Source organism: Pararhizobium qamdonense, from assembly GCF_029277445.1.
Taxonomy (GTDB): domain Bacteria; phylum Pseudomonadota; class Alphaproteobacteria; order Rhizobiales; family Rhizobiaceae; genus Pararhizobium; species Pararhizobium qamdonense.
Window position 1 is genome coordinate 2701019 of the sequence record NZ_CP119566.1, and the last position, 13020, is coordinate 2714038.

Here is a 13020-nt window from a genome sequence, read left to right on the forward strand (position 1 = left end):
TTCCGTTTGTATGAATTTGGTTTATTTAGCGATCTTCATTCTTTGACGCTTCGAAGACCGCAAGCTCGACATATTTATCGACACGCAATTTCAGCAGCTTGAAGCCGTGAGCGAGTTCGTGAACTGTCTTCAGAGCTTCAGCATCGCCAATGGTGACGTTCTTGAATGCTTCGAAGATGTCGGCTTCCACCGCGCTCAAGATCAGCTTGTAATCTTCGTTGTCTTTGAGCCGGATTGCCGCGTTCGCTTTATCAATGGCTTTCATTGCGGATACCCATCGGATTAGGCTGTTGCGGCATCTGTTCAGGCGGTGGTGCCATCTGATCGGGCTGTTGCTGCGACATAGGCTGCGGCTGCATGACGATGTTGCCCAATGGATCACGCGGCATGGACTGTTCAAGCTTCAGCCGAGCGATGTCGATCTGTGCATTGTACTTTGCTGTGATTTCGGCGTTTTGCAGGGCAAAATCTTGCGCCATTTGATCGCGCTTCAGGTCGGTTTCGGCGATAAACTTTTGCAAATCGAACTGGCGCTGTGCTTCCGCGTCTTGTGCCTTCAGCTGTGCCTTGACCTTCTCGATTTCGATCAGACCGGCGTTGGGATCGACGGGAGTCGGCGGGTTCGGGGCAGGAGGTATCGATGACGGGTCGGTGAAGAACAGCGATGCATTCTTGAAACCAGCTGTTTCCGCGAGCTTTGACAGTGTGGCGTAGATGTTCTGTGCATTGGCAACCGGCAAACCTGCCTGCATTGCTTGCATCTGCTGACCCAACAGGTTCATGAGCGTCTGTGTTGACTGGTCACGGCTCATGACACCAAAGGCGACCGAAGTCGTCACGTCGAAGTCAGGGGTGAATTCGTCAATCGGCACGAAACCATTGGTGAGGCGTGAAACGAATTCCTGCGCTTCGTCTGGCTTTTGGATCAGCGCATCCACAATCATCTTCACCAGATAGCGATAGCCGGTGTCTGCGAAGTAGCGAGAAATGGACTCAACGATCAGCTGACCAGAGTTCGACTGCTGGTTTGCCGCCGTGGCGGTCACATTCTGCATGTCTTTCGCCGAGATGCTGACCATGGAAGGTCCGACACCGGTCGAATAGTCCAACGATTGTGTGAGGTTCTGGATTACCGGGATCGCCTGACCACCGGCAAAAGGCGGGGTGTTGTACGAAATGCCGCCGTTCGGGTCGGTTGAGCGGATCACGGAACCCGGCGATACGTTCAGCAAGTCATCAAGATTGGTCACATCCGGATTGACGACCTTGATCGGGTGAACAGCCATATGCAGGCTGTCGAGAACCGCGCGGTTCATGCGGGTGATGATCAGATGGTCATCGCCGATCTTGTCGGGAATGCCGAGACCGAACAGCGTGTCGGGAATATCGTAGGGGGTGAAAGCCGAATAAGGGTAATATTTCGTGGTTTCTTCGTAGTCGAGCAAAACCGGCGCATCGAGATCGCCAGCCAGCGTAAGCCGGTAATGGCGGTTCTTCTTGTCCAGCTTCAGTTTGGTGTAAATCTGATAGACGGAGACATCATCGCCGGAAATGCCCTGTTTGCCGTCTGTGTCCTTCGACCGTTCAAGGGCAATGCCGTCACTCTTGTCGCTGGCGAGGGGGATCGATCGCACCTTTTCGGCATCGAAGCCAAGGTCGATCAGGTCTTGCTTTCCCATGACCTTGCGGTGACCCTGAAGCTTCGCCTGAATGCCACCAGTCTCATTCGAGAACTTTGCATCGGCGGAAACTACGAAATCTTCTGGTGAAACGCTCAAAATGTTGAAGGTTGGAACACGCTTGATGGACCGAATTTTCAGATCGCGGGTTTCGATGCCTTGTTCGTTGAGCTTGGGCTTCGAAGCGGACTCGATGATGATCTGACCGGCTTCTTCCTGTTGCATGAAGGCTGCAAGCTGGTCGTTCGGGATGTTCTTCAGGACGCGAGCAAGAGATTCCTGGCTTTGAATATCGAATTCAACGGTGACGATGCCCAAGCCGCAAATCAAGCCGTTTTGAAGCCATGGCTTAAGGAACGACAGATGCGAATTTTTGGTCTTAATGATCCAGTTGACGACTTTGGTCTGCTGTGTGGCAACCGCCTCATCCTCCGGACCAAAGGGCACGAATTCGCAGACGTTTTCCGGAGCGTCAAATATCCTTACGAGACTCGCGGTCATCCAGTCACAATTTTTCGCGATTTCGGGGCTGACCCATTTCGAGCGCCCTTTAAGCTTGTCGTCACCGGGAAGATAGGAGCGCTTGTAATATTTGAGCGCTTGTTCCTGCTTTGCCGCGATGTTTGAATTTGACCACTTCACCGCATCCTTCAATGGACCTGAAATGCTCTTTAGAATAATGTCTTCTTCAGCCATAAACCCTTACCAATTTACGGTATTTAGGTTCATTCGAAGCTTTGTAGATGGTCGTAACGTATGGGCTTCGACCAGCCATATTTCGATGCATATCGCGTCTTGGACACGGCGAACGTGATCGCTAAAGCGTCGGCATAGTCCGGTGATCGTCCACCTGTCAGGCGCTTCTTGATGCTCTTTTTGTCTTCCAGTTTGATCTTGCCGGAATTGTCGTCATAGGTCGGAACTGCAAGCTCTTCGATAAGTTTTTGATGGTTGGGGATGCCGACATTCTCGGAGTGTATCCATTCCCGCATCTCCCACCACAGCTGGTCACGGACACGCGAGTACCTTTCAGGATTGCGTGTTGGGGTGCCCGCGAAAATGGCGGAATGAACAGGGAGACCGAAATCCTTCAGGTTCGATGCGACACCATTACCAAGTCCGGTCGCATCGACGCTAATGATCGCCGGTCGAAGGGCTTTCGGCGTCTTCTCGAATAGGTCGCGAACCTTGTATGATAGGGCAGTGGGCTCAAGACCGCGCCACTCATGAAATTCAAGCAGCTTGTTGTCGTGCCGCACACAAAGCACTGAAGCGTCTTTGCCAGCGCCAGCCGGGTCCAATCCCCAAACCACAGGAACGGTCGGGGATGGTTCGACTTCGTCATAATTGGCAACAGCGGCATCGATGAATTCGCGAGCAATCAAGCCGTCCACATCGGAGAGCGGGAATTCGCCAAGTACCATGACCCGGTACTGCCGAGACGTAACGCCACCGTAGTTTTTGGAAAGCTGTTCGAACGTTTTCGGATTGAAGTGCGGACTGTCATTCATCTGCCCATGGACATGGGTCCACTGATCAGAGATGTCCGGATCATTGAAGCACCGCCAAAAGAAGCCGGATGCCTTTGACGGGTTGCTCACCAGCACCAGCTTGGCATTCGGGTCGGTTAGGACGTTCAGCAACGCGCCGGTAAAGACCTCGTCATCGATACCGCTGGCTTCGTCCACCAGAACGAAATTGTTCGTGGCGTGAATACCGCGTGCATTGTCAGGCCTATCGCCAGATGCGAGACGGTATTCGGCAAAGCAGGATGACGGATTGGTTTTCCGGCTGATACGGGTTGCTGCTACGTCAAAAGCATCCTTAAACGACGGGTGCATCCTTCCGTACAGAAGTTGCAACTCTTTGTATATGCCGCCCTTAAGTTGCGGTTCGCTCGGTCCAAATATCGATATTTGAACTTGGTCATGAGTGATGAGTGACCACCATGTAACGATGGCTTCGGCGTGCGTCTTCCCGAACCCAACGCCGCCGCGAAAGGCGATGGTGCGCTTAGTCCTGAAGGCTTCGCAAAACTCAATTTGCTTTGGGGTGAGGATCGAACCGAAGACCTGCTCCGCAAACACAGCAATGTCGCCGTGATACAGGTCAATGAGGTTTCTAAGGGACTGAATTTCTTGATCATTATTGCTCATCCAATATTTAGGAAAGAGCAGTGTTCGTGAGCCGGTTAGGTCACTTGTCCTTCGGTGTAATCAGTCTCAACAGGAAGTCGCGCATGTCTTCCTTCAGTTTGCCGGGATTGTTGCGGTATTCCTTTGCCAAGATGATGATGGCTTCAGCGATGTACATGCCGATTAGACCGATGGAAAACGCGATGGCGTTCTGGATTTGAACATCGGGAATGCCAAGCAACATGCAAACGAGCGGGGTGAAATAGACCGCGAACAATGAGCCGGTGAAACCACCGACAAGCCGTTCACCGATGGTCCCAGACTTGGCGACAACGGCGCGAGCAATGCTGCCGAAGAACCCGGCGATGATGTGCGACGGTTGAAAGCCGTTGACGGAAAGCCAGAGAATGATTGCAGCCACGATAGAAAACAGCCAATCAATCATTGCCTTTCACTCGCTGGCTGACAACACGAAGTTTGGGCGATGCATCGGGTTCAACAACCGCAATCGGCGTGATGTCGATGGTCTTGGTGTCATCCTTCAAGCGCATCTGATTAGCTTGGGTCAGCAGATCGGCAATAGTATGTTTGTGGTTCACATCGACGGTTTGAGCCGCTTTCGATACGAACGGATCAAGGAAATATGCAGCGGCTTTCACGCGAGCGTTATCGTTGCTGGAATTCTGCATAACGTCGAAGAGCGTTTCGACGGCATCCATGGTGCGGGCCTTCAGGGCTTCTTTGACATCGGGCGGGATCGGGATAACACCCCCCGTACGTTTGCGCCCCTTTTGAAAACCGCGCTTCTTCAGGTTCTCTTTGAATTCGGGCGAAAGACGCTTGTCATCAGGTGAAGTTGGTTTAGGCATCGATGCGACCTCCCAATGTTTTCAAGAAGACATCGCCATCCGTTTCATAAACGAAATCGACACTGAAACCGGCATCACCGATTTCCATGATGAAGTCATCCGAGATGGTTTCCCGAATGAATTTCCCAAACTTTCCGTCAACCCATGCATCGAATTCGTTGTCTTCGCGGGCCTTTGTGATTTCCGATGAATAGCCACGCGGAAACGAATAAAATAGTTTCATGAGTATTTTTGCTTGCCTTTTGGAACGCTTTGCCGTTTTGCTTATTTAGGAAACAGAACGCGTTTGAAAGGATTCTAATATGGCTGTGTTGTTGGACTTTTTGAAAGGCTACGAAATCAAGGGAAACGCTGCCGTAGACACGTTTATGACGGCATTGGAAAGACAGAGAGATGCGCTTGCCGACGATAAGTTGACAAGACGTTCGTGGGCAAAGCCGGATGGGAAAGGCTATCGCATTACGTTGGGCAAGCTCGATGGCGAATATTCGTTGCCAAGCAAGCAGGAGGCCACTGAGTTCTTCCACTTTATCGCATCCGAGGCCCGATCCGATGAAGATTTCAAGGCACTGGTCGAAGCCGCCTATGGCACGCCACTTGGCGAAGAACCGGCTGTCAAAAAGCCACGCAAGGCCCGTACACCGAAGGCGAAATCGTAATAGGTTTGAAAAATAACAACTTACGGTAAATTCCGCTCAGACTCAAAACCTTCACTTGAATCTTTCGGCTTGATCGATATCTTGTCGGGAAATCACAAGGATGCAAGGAGGGCGGTCCATGACACCCTACGAAGACGGCAGCGACATGCAGATGATACCCAGCAACGATCTGGAAATGATGGCACAGACTTTGACCGTTTGGTGCAATCAGCATGATATCGACAGGTCAAATGCCTATCCGCAAGCCAAGATTCTCATGGATACCTACCGCAAGGGAAAACGCAGCCAGATCGAGCTTTTGGACGCTTTGGTGCAGTCTCAGCACTGAGATGATATACTGGAAATGACAAAAGGCGACCGCTGATGGTCGCCTTTTTCGTTTTATGATGGAGAGCCTGGCATTTCGTCAAACCGGTTGGAACGAGAAGCCCAATTGTCTTGGTGTCTTGCCGATCACGCTTTTCCCGATGGATTGGAGATAAGGCGACTTCCCAAACGATTTGCTGGAAATAGTATTGTCGGCGTTCTTACACCACTTAATGATTGACGGTTGCGTTACCAGCCCGTTTTCAGATGCCTGATATGAACTGCCGAACTTTCCCCACGGAGTATGGAAATAGCCGCCGAACCGGCAACTATCGGAACCCGTCATTTTCATAGCGCGGCGGGTCTGGCTTTGACGGCGGCGGGATTCGTCGGTTTGCTTTGTGCCGATCCGCGATTGTCTGATCTTTTCGCGGGATTCACTGCTGTGAGTGAAGCCGCCGTGCCCGCCCGTCGCACTCTTAGCGAAATTGTAGGCAAAGCCGCCCTGATCGAGGAGACGTTGTTCAGCGGTCTTCAGTGAGCCTTTGTCGGCATACTCCAGCACCTCAAAGACGAAAGACTCTATGCCGTGTGCTTCAAAGTCAGCCTGTACGCGGGAATTTCGATGATCGCGGCGGCGCATGGTCGAAAAGTGGGCATTGCGGCGAGTGTGTAAGCTCGCGCTTCGACCAACGTATTTGTTGCCGGTGATGGTGTTACGAAGCTGATAAACGCCGCTCTTGGCGTTGATAGTCGATGATGGTGTCAATGGTCCTTTCTCTTTGGTTAGCGCTTAGACTTAGATTTCCGTCGTTCACGTCTGTTGATTGGTGCCGGGATGCGCTTTCCATCTTTCAACCTGTATTCGACACCGAAATATTCGAGAGGATCGCGCCCCGTATCGATAAGCTTCGGCTTTTTGTTGAGCCCCAAAAGCCGCTGGCAAATGTCACCAACACGCCTATCAATAGTTACAACTTGAATTGGTTCACCCTCTGGAACGGTTGAGAGAAGCCTGTTTAACACTTCAGAGTAATGCGCTATTTCCAGTTGCTCGTAGTTCACACCCATGACGGTTGTGTACATGTGAAGATCGTCCGGATCGATGGTGAATGGAGGTATATTCAGTATCATTGGTTTTGTTTCCTTTTATGTGAGTTGTTTTATCAGGCTGACGCAGCGATCTGCGTTTTTGCCATTTTCGCGGCTGCGCGTTGATCGCGCTTCTTTGCAGCTGCCTTTGCTCTGATTTCATCAATGGAGAGCGGCGGCTTCTTATCGGAGCGGACTTTACGAGTGGGCTTGGTGTAATTTGTGAGGGCAGGGACGGGCAAAACCTCAGCGCCTTTCTCAGCACCGAACACGTCGCAAAGGTAGTCCGCTGCTTGTCGGTCGAGGACGATAAAGACCAGCGACTTCTTGCATTCTAAGTCGCCATCGCGAACGGCTGATCTGGTGAGAAACTGATACATCATCTCATAGGCTTGAGCGATTATCAGTTGTTCCTTGGACACATTGGCTACAGCTTCCCACATCTCACAGTCCTCCTGAGACGGATAAAGTGTGGCGAGGTGAATGGCGTGGTATCGGTCCATGAAGCCGTTCAAACCCATGGGGTTTGCAGAAAGTTGTTTGCCGTTTTCCAGCTTCCAATCGAAGCTTTGATCAGCGTTCAAAGCGACAAGGTGAGGAACGCTGCCATATTCAGCAGAGAATGACTCGGCAACGCTGTCGCAGAAGTTCTTGTAACCAATTTTCTCATGCAGATACCGCCCAGAGAGTGGCGTTTCAGAGCAAGGGCGTGCAATAATTTGCGACGCCTTGTGAGCGAAGTCGTCATACTGAATACCCTTGATTTCCGGATGCGGAACGAAATCCACCATGCCGTTCCAATACAGATAAAGCTTGCTCTGTGAAAAGTTGGCACCCATCAACGTGGGAGCATGTTCCAATGGTCCGAACACGGTTGGCTGAAGAAATGCATACAGGGTCAGCTTGCGGTTAGCCCGCTTCTTCGCAACCGATTTCGGTTGGATATTCGATTGGAAATTTTTATGGGATCGACCAATAACAAATACCCGGCGATGGTCATCTTCAACCCACTTACAGAACTCACGTACATGAGGAAGTGCCTTCAAGGATGATTTTCGAGATGCACCAAATTCGGCAATCTCTTTCGTGTCGTCGGTGCTGAGTATTTCCAGAATACCTTCGAATTCCGTCTCAACCGCATTAGAAACCAGATTGGAGACGAATGCCCACGATGCCGAGATTTCTTCTTGGAGTTCAATCTTTTCAACAGGCGAAAAGATTTCATCAACGAACAAATGCCGGTACGCTGCGGCTTCAAGAAGCTGTTTGATGAGGTTCTGATTTATGAGTGCGACACTATCTCGTTCGTCCGTGCAGTGGCGCACGTATTGCTTGGTGCAATAGTCGGAAACGGTTTCACCGCTGATTACGCGAGCGTCAACGCCGATCTTAGCAAGGTCTAAACTCTGCTGATGTGAAAGAGCATTCGTCTGCGTGGCGATGGTTGCATGACCGTCCAGCTTCTTTATGTGGCGGTGAAGTGAGTGTGTTTTGCCTGATCCAGCGGGGCAATCCGCATAGTAGATGGTCTGTTTCAACTGTCCTTTCCTGTAAATAGTGTGCAAAGAAAAAGGTCCATGGCGACCGCTTGGAATTGCGCCACGGACCTTCTGAAACTTTTTCTTTTGCTTCTTACAGGTTTGGGAACTCAAACAGCTTGATGACCTTCGGAATAGAAGAGCCAATTTCCAAGCGGTTCTCTGTTCCTGTCTTATTTAGTACCCGGATGTGGAAATTCGGGCATTTTCGGTAGAATAATGTTTCGAAAATGTATCAAAACGCAAAATGGATTTGCTAATTTTCGCGCCGTCCCGTCGCGGGCAGCTCTCAAGATATCTTTTGTCCCCACGATAAAGCCTTAGGATTCCTATGGGGTTATCTAAGGGACACAATGATGTTTGGGAAGGTTCATATTATAGGCTATCCAAACCATCTGGTAAACTACCAATCGTCATTTCCATATCATTGAATCCGATTGGCGCGAGCTTGTCTCGCGACGATCTTGCGAAGCAACTTGTTTGGGAAGGTATAAGTTAACGGTCACTGGTATCGATCAAATTTTCATGAGATTTTATGAACGCGAACCAATCGTCATGGAAACGTAAACGGTATGGATTTGAAACGTTACCAATCGCCAAGAACAATCCATTACCCTCATGAAATCGATAACGGTTATCCAATATCAATCTTATGGAAATCCCATCTAACACCACCAAACGAGCTGCTTCGCAGGACGGTCGCGAGACAAGCTCGCGCCCATCGGTTTTCATGGATTTTCAACTGGATTTGGTGAGCGATCAATCCAACATCCATGAGATTGAATCACGTACCGTTAGCAAGTCTTACCAACATCGACGAATGGGCATCAGCTTCCATGAGTGGTTCCCGGCATCGCCTAATGTGGCACTGAATCATTTATACGTCACTCTTACTGTGAATATCGCCGTCTTGTCGGTGTCTTCGGTCCTTTTGACCACGGCGGTGTAGGTGTCACAATCGAACGACTGTTCGACATCTGGATACTGTTCAAGCCGGAAACGCTCGATGAGCAAGTCAATTACTTCATCAAGTGATGGATCGTTTTTGGTCATGTTTTCCCTTATCAATTAGGTTGAGACTTAACGGAACGAAGCTGTTCGAGTCAGCAAACGTTTGCCCGATTTTTATCGGCATATTTTTGCTATTTCGTTCTTCGTCTGAACGGTTTTCTAAGGCAAACAATGAGTTTAACGCAATAGCGATTTTGCCCATCCGAAAACTAAAAATATTAAACTTCGAAACAAAGTTCAGCGAGCAAGATTATTCCTGATCGTTCTTGAAATTGGCGCTGTCTTTAGGCGTTTTTACCCTGCAAAAATTTGATTTGATTACAAAATGCGACGCGCTTTAGCTTCTCATGATTTCGGAGTTCAATTTCGCTGTAAAAATTGCGGACGACCATATTCATATTCTGCGAAAGTCCAGCGGGGGTGGTAGGGTGCAAATTTCCTTGATTTTTGCTGAAAATAGCTGTTTGTTTTCAGTATGTTACGCACCGCTATAATGCGTTTACGTGCAGGATGGTACAATGGTGAGTGCCGCTCAATCGAAGTGTGAGTTTATCTCAGGGAAATGCGCAGGAACCCTTATGGCGTAGGGGTTTGCGGGCAATCGCCTTGCATCAGCTTCTATCGATAACCCGCTTAACTGCTGTCGATGTCCACTTGCCGCCTCTTGGTGTCTGCTGACCAAGAGTGTTCAACGCGTCTGCTATCGTCTGAAGGGTATCGCCAGCATCGCGAAGCCGAGCGATGATAGGCAGCACCGACGATGCGAAGCGATCCGCCTTAGCGCTTGCTGCCTTGTTGCGTTCATTGGTCTTGTCTCTCAATCCACCAAGCTTCACTCCACGCGCCTTGGCTGCCTGAAGCGCTGACTTGGTTCGGATGCTGATGAAATCGCGCTCCTGTTCTGCCAGTGCGGCGTAAATGTGGAGCGAGAACTTGTCGCCATGGGGCATTGAAGCCACGCGAAGCTTTACCTTCGGATCATCCATTACGATTGCGATGAACGACACCTTACGAGACAGGCGGTCCAGCTTCGACACCAGCAGTTCAGCGCCGGTCTTTCGTGCAAGGGCAAGAGCCTTGGTAAGTTCTGGGCGATCATCGTCGGCACCCGACTGGACTTCCGTGAATTCGGCGATGACTTCGAAGGGAACATCGGAGAAGTTGTCGAGGTAGATGGCGATGTCGCGCTTCTGCGCTTCGAGTCCGAGTCCGCTCTTGCCCTGTTCGGCGGTCGATACGCGGATGTATGTGATGTATTGCTTCATTGAATTGGTCACTCTCTATTGGACGAAAATATATCAATCACAACAGGCTATGTCAAATAACCACAGTCGTTGTGAGTGATATATTTAGGCAAAGTGAACTTTCAGCGACCGAACGAAAGTAGTGAGGGACCATCCTATTATTGCCGATTTGTTCGAATGTAATAGTATTACATCATTGCGGCGAGAGTTCTGGCGATGTCAGCAGCCGGGGCGGGAAACGTGGTGACGCAAAGAAAACATTTCCGTCGATAGCAGTTTCGTGCTCATAACGCGCCATGTGCTGACAAACCCATTAGGTGATCATCGGTCATGCCATCTATTAATGAAGCCATCATCGAACTGTTGCACGAGATCGGAGCAACGACTGCCAAGCCGGTAAGTTGTTTCGACATTGGTGTGCCGCTCGTTGCGAAAGGCTTCACCGAAATGGAAGTGTTGAACGGGTTGCTTAGGCTACAGGGGGAAGGGCTGTTCGATTTTGTCGGTGGCAATAGGTTGCGATTGGTCAAGGCGCTACCCGATGAGCAAACTGCCTGAACGGTGCGACACCGGTTGCTTCATCAGCCCCGTTTATCTTCCGTCGCCTGATCCTCGCCAGCTTCCCAGTCGTTGTCATTTGAGCTTGGGCGCGTGTCGCTGCCATCCCATCCATGTTCGCGGCAATACTCTTCGCCAGCCGCTATGCCCGCTGCACGATCCTCATATGGACCGGGCAAGCTCTCGAATGTGTTCCGGAATTCGACAAAGACGCCCTTCGTCACAACGTCGAACATGATCAACATACCCGCTTCATAAGCCATTTCGCAAAAACTCCGCTACGTGGATCAGACGATGACAGGTCCAACGCATTTTAAGAAGACTGTGTTCCGAAGCTTTTTTGCTATCCACAATTTGCGGCGGAAGGCGATCTTACCACAATCCCGACATTCTTCGCTGCAATCTGGTCGGCATGAAACACGAGATCAGCCCTGTAGACGCTCTCATTGATGTTCTGCGGTCGATCAATCCACCGGTTGATCATCCGGTTGTGATGTACGAGGTTGGCATTCCAATGATTGTCGAGCGCCGCTTTACTCAAGATGAGACTTTGAACGCCCTGACGTGGTTGCAGTCCGAAGGCCTGATCAAATTGATGGGAGGCAACCGGTTGAGGCTGTTGCGAGCGCTGCCGCTCAAGGCGAGTGAAGGTGGATAACCGCAATCACTAATGTACCCACTGCTTGACTTGGTGTAATGTCGTTCGACCACTCGCATTAAGTGAAACGTTGGATGGTTCAGATGAATAAGAAACCTTCACCGGCGCAGCTTCGGTTATGAATGGCGCGTGTCAATGCCGATTACGCGAAAGGTGTGTCAACCAAACAAACTGCCGATACCTTCAACGAAATGGTTCGATCTTGGGAAGCCGTAGAAGGCTACGACGCGGAACTCAGCTTGAAGACACGCAGTAGAAATGGAACTCTTACTGTCTAACTGTTAGCCATTGCTGATAAGCCGTTATTCACGGTTAGCTGATATACACATAGTATATCCCGCCGTATCAGGATCGCTGCAGTCATGGTTTTCACGTTATTTGCCTATGAACTGCCAAGCGGTGACAGCGCCTCAATGATTTTTGCTGACACCGTTGAACAATGTCACCATTCGGCTTTGGAACTTCGTCGAGAACTAAGAGAGCTGGACTTTGAAGCGGTACCGGTGATGGGTATATTCAAATGTTGGATGCGTCTGCCAGATGAAATGACGTTAAAACAATTGTTGAATGGTGAGATTGATTTACTCACAGCATGTTTGGTGGAAAAAAAGTTGATTGCGTTAGTTGCGGATAGTTAAATCTTGTCCTGTTCACCCGTCGTTCATCTAAAGTTTCTATAGTATATTAACATTCTATTGTATACGCATAGCGGAATTGCAGATCATTATTTTTAGATATGGATTTTTGTAAGCATGAAAGAACCGACGCCAGCCGTCCAGCGGCTGTGGCAGGCCCGTATTGTTACCGAACTTAAAAAGGGAACGCCTGCGGCAGAAACCACGGCAATTCTTTCGCTGATGATGGCTAACTGGCAAGCGGTTGAAGACAACGCACCGGAAGCAACCGACCCGCCGAATACCAAGCGCAGAACGGTGTAAGGTTACGACACTTCTTTGCCGAGCATTTGGCGAGCCTTCAGCAGCGCCGCTCCACTCTCCAGTAAGACCAAATCGCCGGTCAGTTTCGCTTGCCTTGCTGCCTTGAGGTCGGGGAGTAGCTTGTTCACGCGCCGGAATAGGACAAGGGCTTCGTCGGCATAGGTGAGCGCGTTCGATGCTGATGTGATGGCTGCTTGGTGTTCAACGTCTTCGGCGTCGTGAATTAGGTCCAGCGCGGTCGCTCGGTGAAGGCGCGCAAGGAGAATTGCATCTTCGACTTGAGCGCTAATCCGAACCATTGTCATAGCAACCACCGTCCTGCTTTCCTCAGAA

The 13020-nt window shown here is 50.2% G+C and carries 19 protein-coding genes; 6 read left to right on the plus strand and 13 right to left on the minus strand.

The window, feature by feature from the left end:
- Positions 1 to 25: 25 nt before the first annotated feature.
- The 6 genes from PYR65_RS13035 to PYR65_RS13060 are packed head-to-tail and all read right to left on the minus strand — an operon-like array spanning position 26 to position 4906.
- Positions 26 to 265: a hypothetical protein gene (locus PYR65_RS13035; protein ID WP_276118293.1), complete on the minus strand. Its 240-nt coding sequence runs from the start codon at positions 263 to 265 to the stop codon at positions 26 to 28.
- Positions 252 to 2375 (minus strand): portal protein, encoded by a 2124-nt coding sequence (locus PYR65_RS13040; protein WP_276118294.1) that lies wholly within the window; start codon positions 2373 to 2375, stop codon positions 252 to 254. The genes PYR65_RS13035 and PYR65_RS13040 overlap by 14 nt, the downstream gene beginning before the upstream one ends.
- Positions 2376 to 2404: 29 nt before the next feature.
- Entirely contained in the window at positions 2405 to 3835 is a 1431-nt protein-coding gene (locus PYR65_RS13045; RefSeq protein WP_276118295.1) for a hypothetical protein, read from the minus strand.
- A 40-nt stretch (positions 3836 to 3875) separates the two neighbouring features.
- Entirely contained in the window at positions 3876 to 4259 is a 384-nt protein-coding gene (locus PYR65_RS13050; RefSeq protein ID WP_276118296.1) for a hypothetical protein, read from the minus strand.
- Positions 4252 to 4683, minus strand: coding sequence for a hypothetical protein (locus PYR65_RS13055; RefSeq protein WP_276118297.1), 432 nt, complete (start codon positions 4681 to 4683; stop codon positions 4252 to 4254). The genes PYR65_RS13050 and PYR65_RS13055 overlap by 8 nt, the downstream gene beginning before the upstream one ends.
- Entirely contained in the window at positions 4676 to 4906 is a 231-nt protein-coding gene (locus PYR65_RS13060) for a hypothetical protein (RefSeq protein ID WP_276118298.1), read from the minus strand. Before PYR65_RS13060 ends, PYR65_RS13055 begins: the two co-directional genes overlap by 8 nt.
- A gap of 79 nt (positions 4907 to 4985) precedes the next feature.
- Here PYR65_RS13060 and PYR65_RS13065 point away from each other — a divergent pair, with 79 nt between their 5' ends.
- Both PYR65_RS13065 and PYR65_RS13070 read left to right on the plus strand, forming a co-directional pair.
- Positions 4986 to 5342 carry a hypothetical protein gene (locus tag PYR65_RS13065; protein ID WP_276118299.1) on the plus strand — a complete coding sequence of 119 codons (357 nt, stop codon included), beginning with the start codon at positions 4986 to 4988 and terminating at the stop codon, positions 5340 to 5342.
- A 118-nt stretch (positions 5343 to 5460) separates the two neighbouring features.
- The gene (locus PYR65_RS13070; RefSeq protein ID WP_276118300.1) at positions 5461 to 5670 is read left to right on the plus strand and encodes a hypothetical protein; all 210 of its coding nucleotides are present in this window, start codon (positions 5461 to 5463) and stop codon (positions 5668 to 5670) included.
- 78 nt (positions 5671 to 5748) lie between these two features.
- Here the strand turns inward: PYR65_RS13070 and PYR65_RS13075 are convergent, their stop codons facing one another.
- From PYR65_RS13075 to PYR65_RS13095, 5 genes are all read right to left on the minus strand, one after another.
- Complete coding sequence (locus PYR65_RS13075) at positions 5749 to 6417, minus strand: GIY-YIG nuclease family protein (RefSeq protein WP_276118301.1); 669 nt, start codon at positions 6415 to 6417, stop codon at positions 5749 to 5751.
- Positions 6418 to 6434: 17 nt separating this feature from the next.
- Positions 6435 to 6782: a hypothetical protein gene (locus tag PYR65_RS13080; RefSeq protein ID WP_276118302.1), complete on the minus strand. Its 348-nt coding sequence runs from the start codon at positions 6780 to 6782 to the stop codon at positions 6435 to 6437.
- A 32-nt stretch (positions 6783 to 6814) separates the two neighbouring features.
- Complete coding sequence (locus tag PYR65_RS13085) at positions 6815 to 8278, minus strand: hypothetical protein (RefSeq protein WP_276118303.1); 1464 nt, start codon at positions 8276 to 8278, stop codon at positions 6815 to 6817.
- Positions 8279 to 9151: 873 nt separating this feature from the next.
- Positions 9152 to 9331 (minus strand): hypothetical protein, encoded by a 180-nt coding sequence (locus tag PYR65_RS13090; RefSeq protein WP_276118304.1) that lies wholly within the window; start codon positions 9329 to 9331, stop codon positions 9152 to 9154.
- Positions 9332 to 9900: 569 nt separating this feature from the next.
- On the minus strand, positions 9901 to 10554 hold the full coding sequence (locus PYR65_RS13095) for a recombinase family protein (protein ID WP_276118305.1): 654 nt from the start codon (positions 10552 to 10554) through the stop codon (positions 9901 to 9903).
- Between the two features lie 309 nt (positions 10555 to 10863).
- Between PYR65_RS13095 and PYR65_RS13100 the strand changes: the two genes are divergently transcribed.
- Positions 10864 to 11091 (plus strand): hypothetical protein, encoded by a 228-nt coding sequence (locus PYR65_RS13100; protein ID WP_276118306.1) that lies wholly within the window; start codon positions 10864 to 10866, stop codon positions 11089 to 11091.
- A 23-nt stretch (positions 11092 to 11114) separates the two neighbouring features.
- On the opposite strand, the gene PYR65_RS13105 is transcribed toward PYR65_RS13100, so the two are convergent.
- Positions 11115 to 11354, minus strand: coding sequence for a hypothetical protein (locus PYR65_RS13105; protein WP_276118307.1), 240 nt, complete (start codon positions 11352 to 11354; stop codon positions 11115 to 11117).
- Positions 11355 to 11503: 149 nt separating this feature from the next.
- Between PYR65_RS13105 and PYR65_RS13110 the strand changes: the two genes are divergently transcribed.
- The 3 genes from PYR65_RS13110 (at position 11504) to PYR65_RS13120 (ending at position 12687) form a co-directional block, all read left to right on the plus strand.
- Positions 11504 to 11749: a hypothetical protein gene (locus PYR65_RS13110; RefSeq protein WP_276118308.1), complete on the plus strand. Its 246-nt coding sequence runs from the start codon at positions 11504 to 11506 to the stop codon at positions 11747 to 11749.
- Positions 11750 to 12111: 362 nt separating this feature from the next.
- Positions 12112 to 12387 (plus strand): hypothetical protein, encoded by a 276-nt coding sequence (locus PYR65_RS13115; protein ID WP_276118309.1) that lies wholly within the window; start codon positions 12112 to 12114, stop codon positions 12385 to 12387.
- 114 nt (positions 12388 to 12501) lie between these two features.
- The gene (locus PYR65_RS13120; protein WP_276118310.1) at positions 12502 to 12687 is read left to right on the plus strand and encodes a hypothetical protein; all 186 of its coding nucleotides are present in this window, start codon (positions 12502 to 12504) and stop codon (positions 12685 to 12687) included.
- A gap of 2 nt (positions 12688 to 12689) precedes the next feature.
- Here PYR65_RS13120 and PYR65_RS13125 read toward each other — a convergent pair whose 3' ends face one another.
- Positions 12690 to 13001 (minus strand): hypothetical protein, encoded by a 312-nt coding sequence (locus PYR65_RS13125; protein WP_276118311.1) that lies wholly within the window; start codon positions 12999 to 13001, stop codon positions 12690 to 12692.
- Positions 13002 to 13020: the final 19 nt, after the last annotated feature.

Coding starts and splice junctions, on each gene's coding strand:
- PYR65_RS13035 (WP_276118293.1), bottom strand. CDS start 265: ATGAAAGCCATTGATAAAGCGAACGCGGCAATCCGGCTCAAAGACAAC.
- PYR65_RS13040 (WP_276118294.1), bottom strand. CDS start 2,375: ATGGCTGAAGAAGACATTATTCTAAAGAGCATTTCAGGTCCATTGAAG.
- PYR65_RS13045 (WP_276118295.1), bottom strand. CDS start 3,835: ATGAGCAATAATGATCAAGAAATTCAGTCCCTTAGAAACCTCATTGAC.
- PYR65_RS13050 (WP_276118296.1), bottom strand. CDS start 4,259: ATGATTGATTGGCTGTTTTCTATCGTGGCTGCAATCATTCTCTGGCTT.
- PYR65_RS13055 (WP_276118297.1), bottom strand. CDS start 4,683: ATGCCTAAACCAACTTCACCTGATGACAAGCGTCTTTCGCCCGAATTC.
- PYR65_RS13060 (WP_276118298.1), bottom strand. CDS start 4,906: ATGAAACTATTTTATTCGTTTCCGCGTGGCTATTCATCGGAAATCACA.
- PYR65_RS13065 (WP_276118299.1), top strand. CDS start 4,986: ATGGCTGTGTTGTTGGACTTTTTGAAAGGCTACGAAATCAAGGGAAAC.
- PYR65_RS13070 (WP_276118300.1), top strand. CDS start 5,461: ATGACACCCTACGAAGACGGCAGCGACATGCAGATGATACCCAGCAAC.
- PYR65_RS13080 (WP_276118302.1), bottom strand. CDS start 6,782: ATGATACTGAATATACCTCCATTCACCATCGATCCGGACGATCTTCAC.
- PYR65_RS13090 (WP_276118304.1), bottom strand. CDS start 9,331: ATGACCAAAAACGATCCATCACTTGATGAAGTAATTGACTTGCTCATC.
- PYR65_RS13095 (WP_276118305.1), bottom strand. CDS start 10,554: ATGAAGCAATACATCACATACATCCGCGTATCGACCGCCGAACAGGGC.
- PYR65_RS13100 (WP_276118306.1), top strand. CDS start 10,864: ATGCCATCTATTAATGAAGCCATCATCGAACTGTTGCACGAGATCGGA.
- PYR65_RS13105 (WP_276118307.1), bottom strand. CDS start 11,354: ATGGCTTATGAAGCGGGTATGTTGATCATGTTCGACGTTGTGACGAAG.
- PYR65_RS13110 (WP_276118308.1), top strand. CDS start 11,504: ATGAAACACGAGATCAGCCCTGTAGACGCTCTCATTGATGTTCTGCGG.
- PYR65_RS13115 (WP_276118309.1), top strand. CDS start 12,112: ATGGTTTTCACGTTATTTGCCTATGAACTGCCAAGCGGTGACAGCGCC.
- PYR65_RS13120 (WP_276118310.1), top strand. CDS start 12,502: ATGAAAGAACCGACGCCAGCCGTCCAGCGGCTGTGGCAGGCCCGTATT.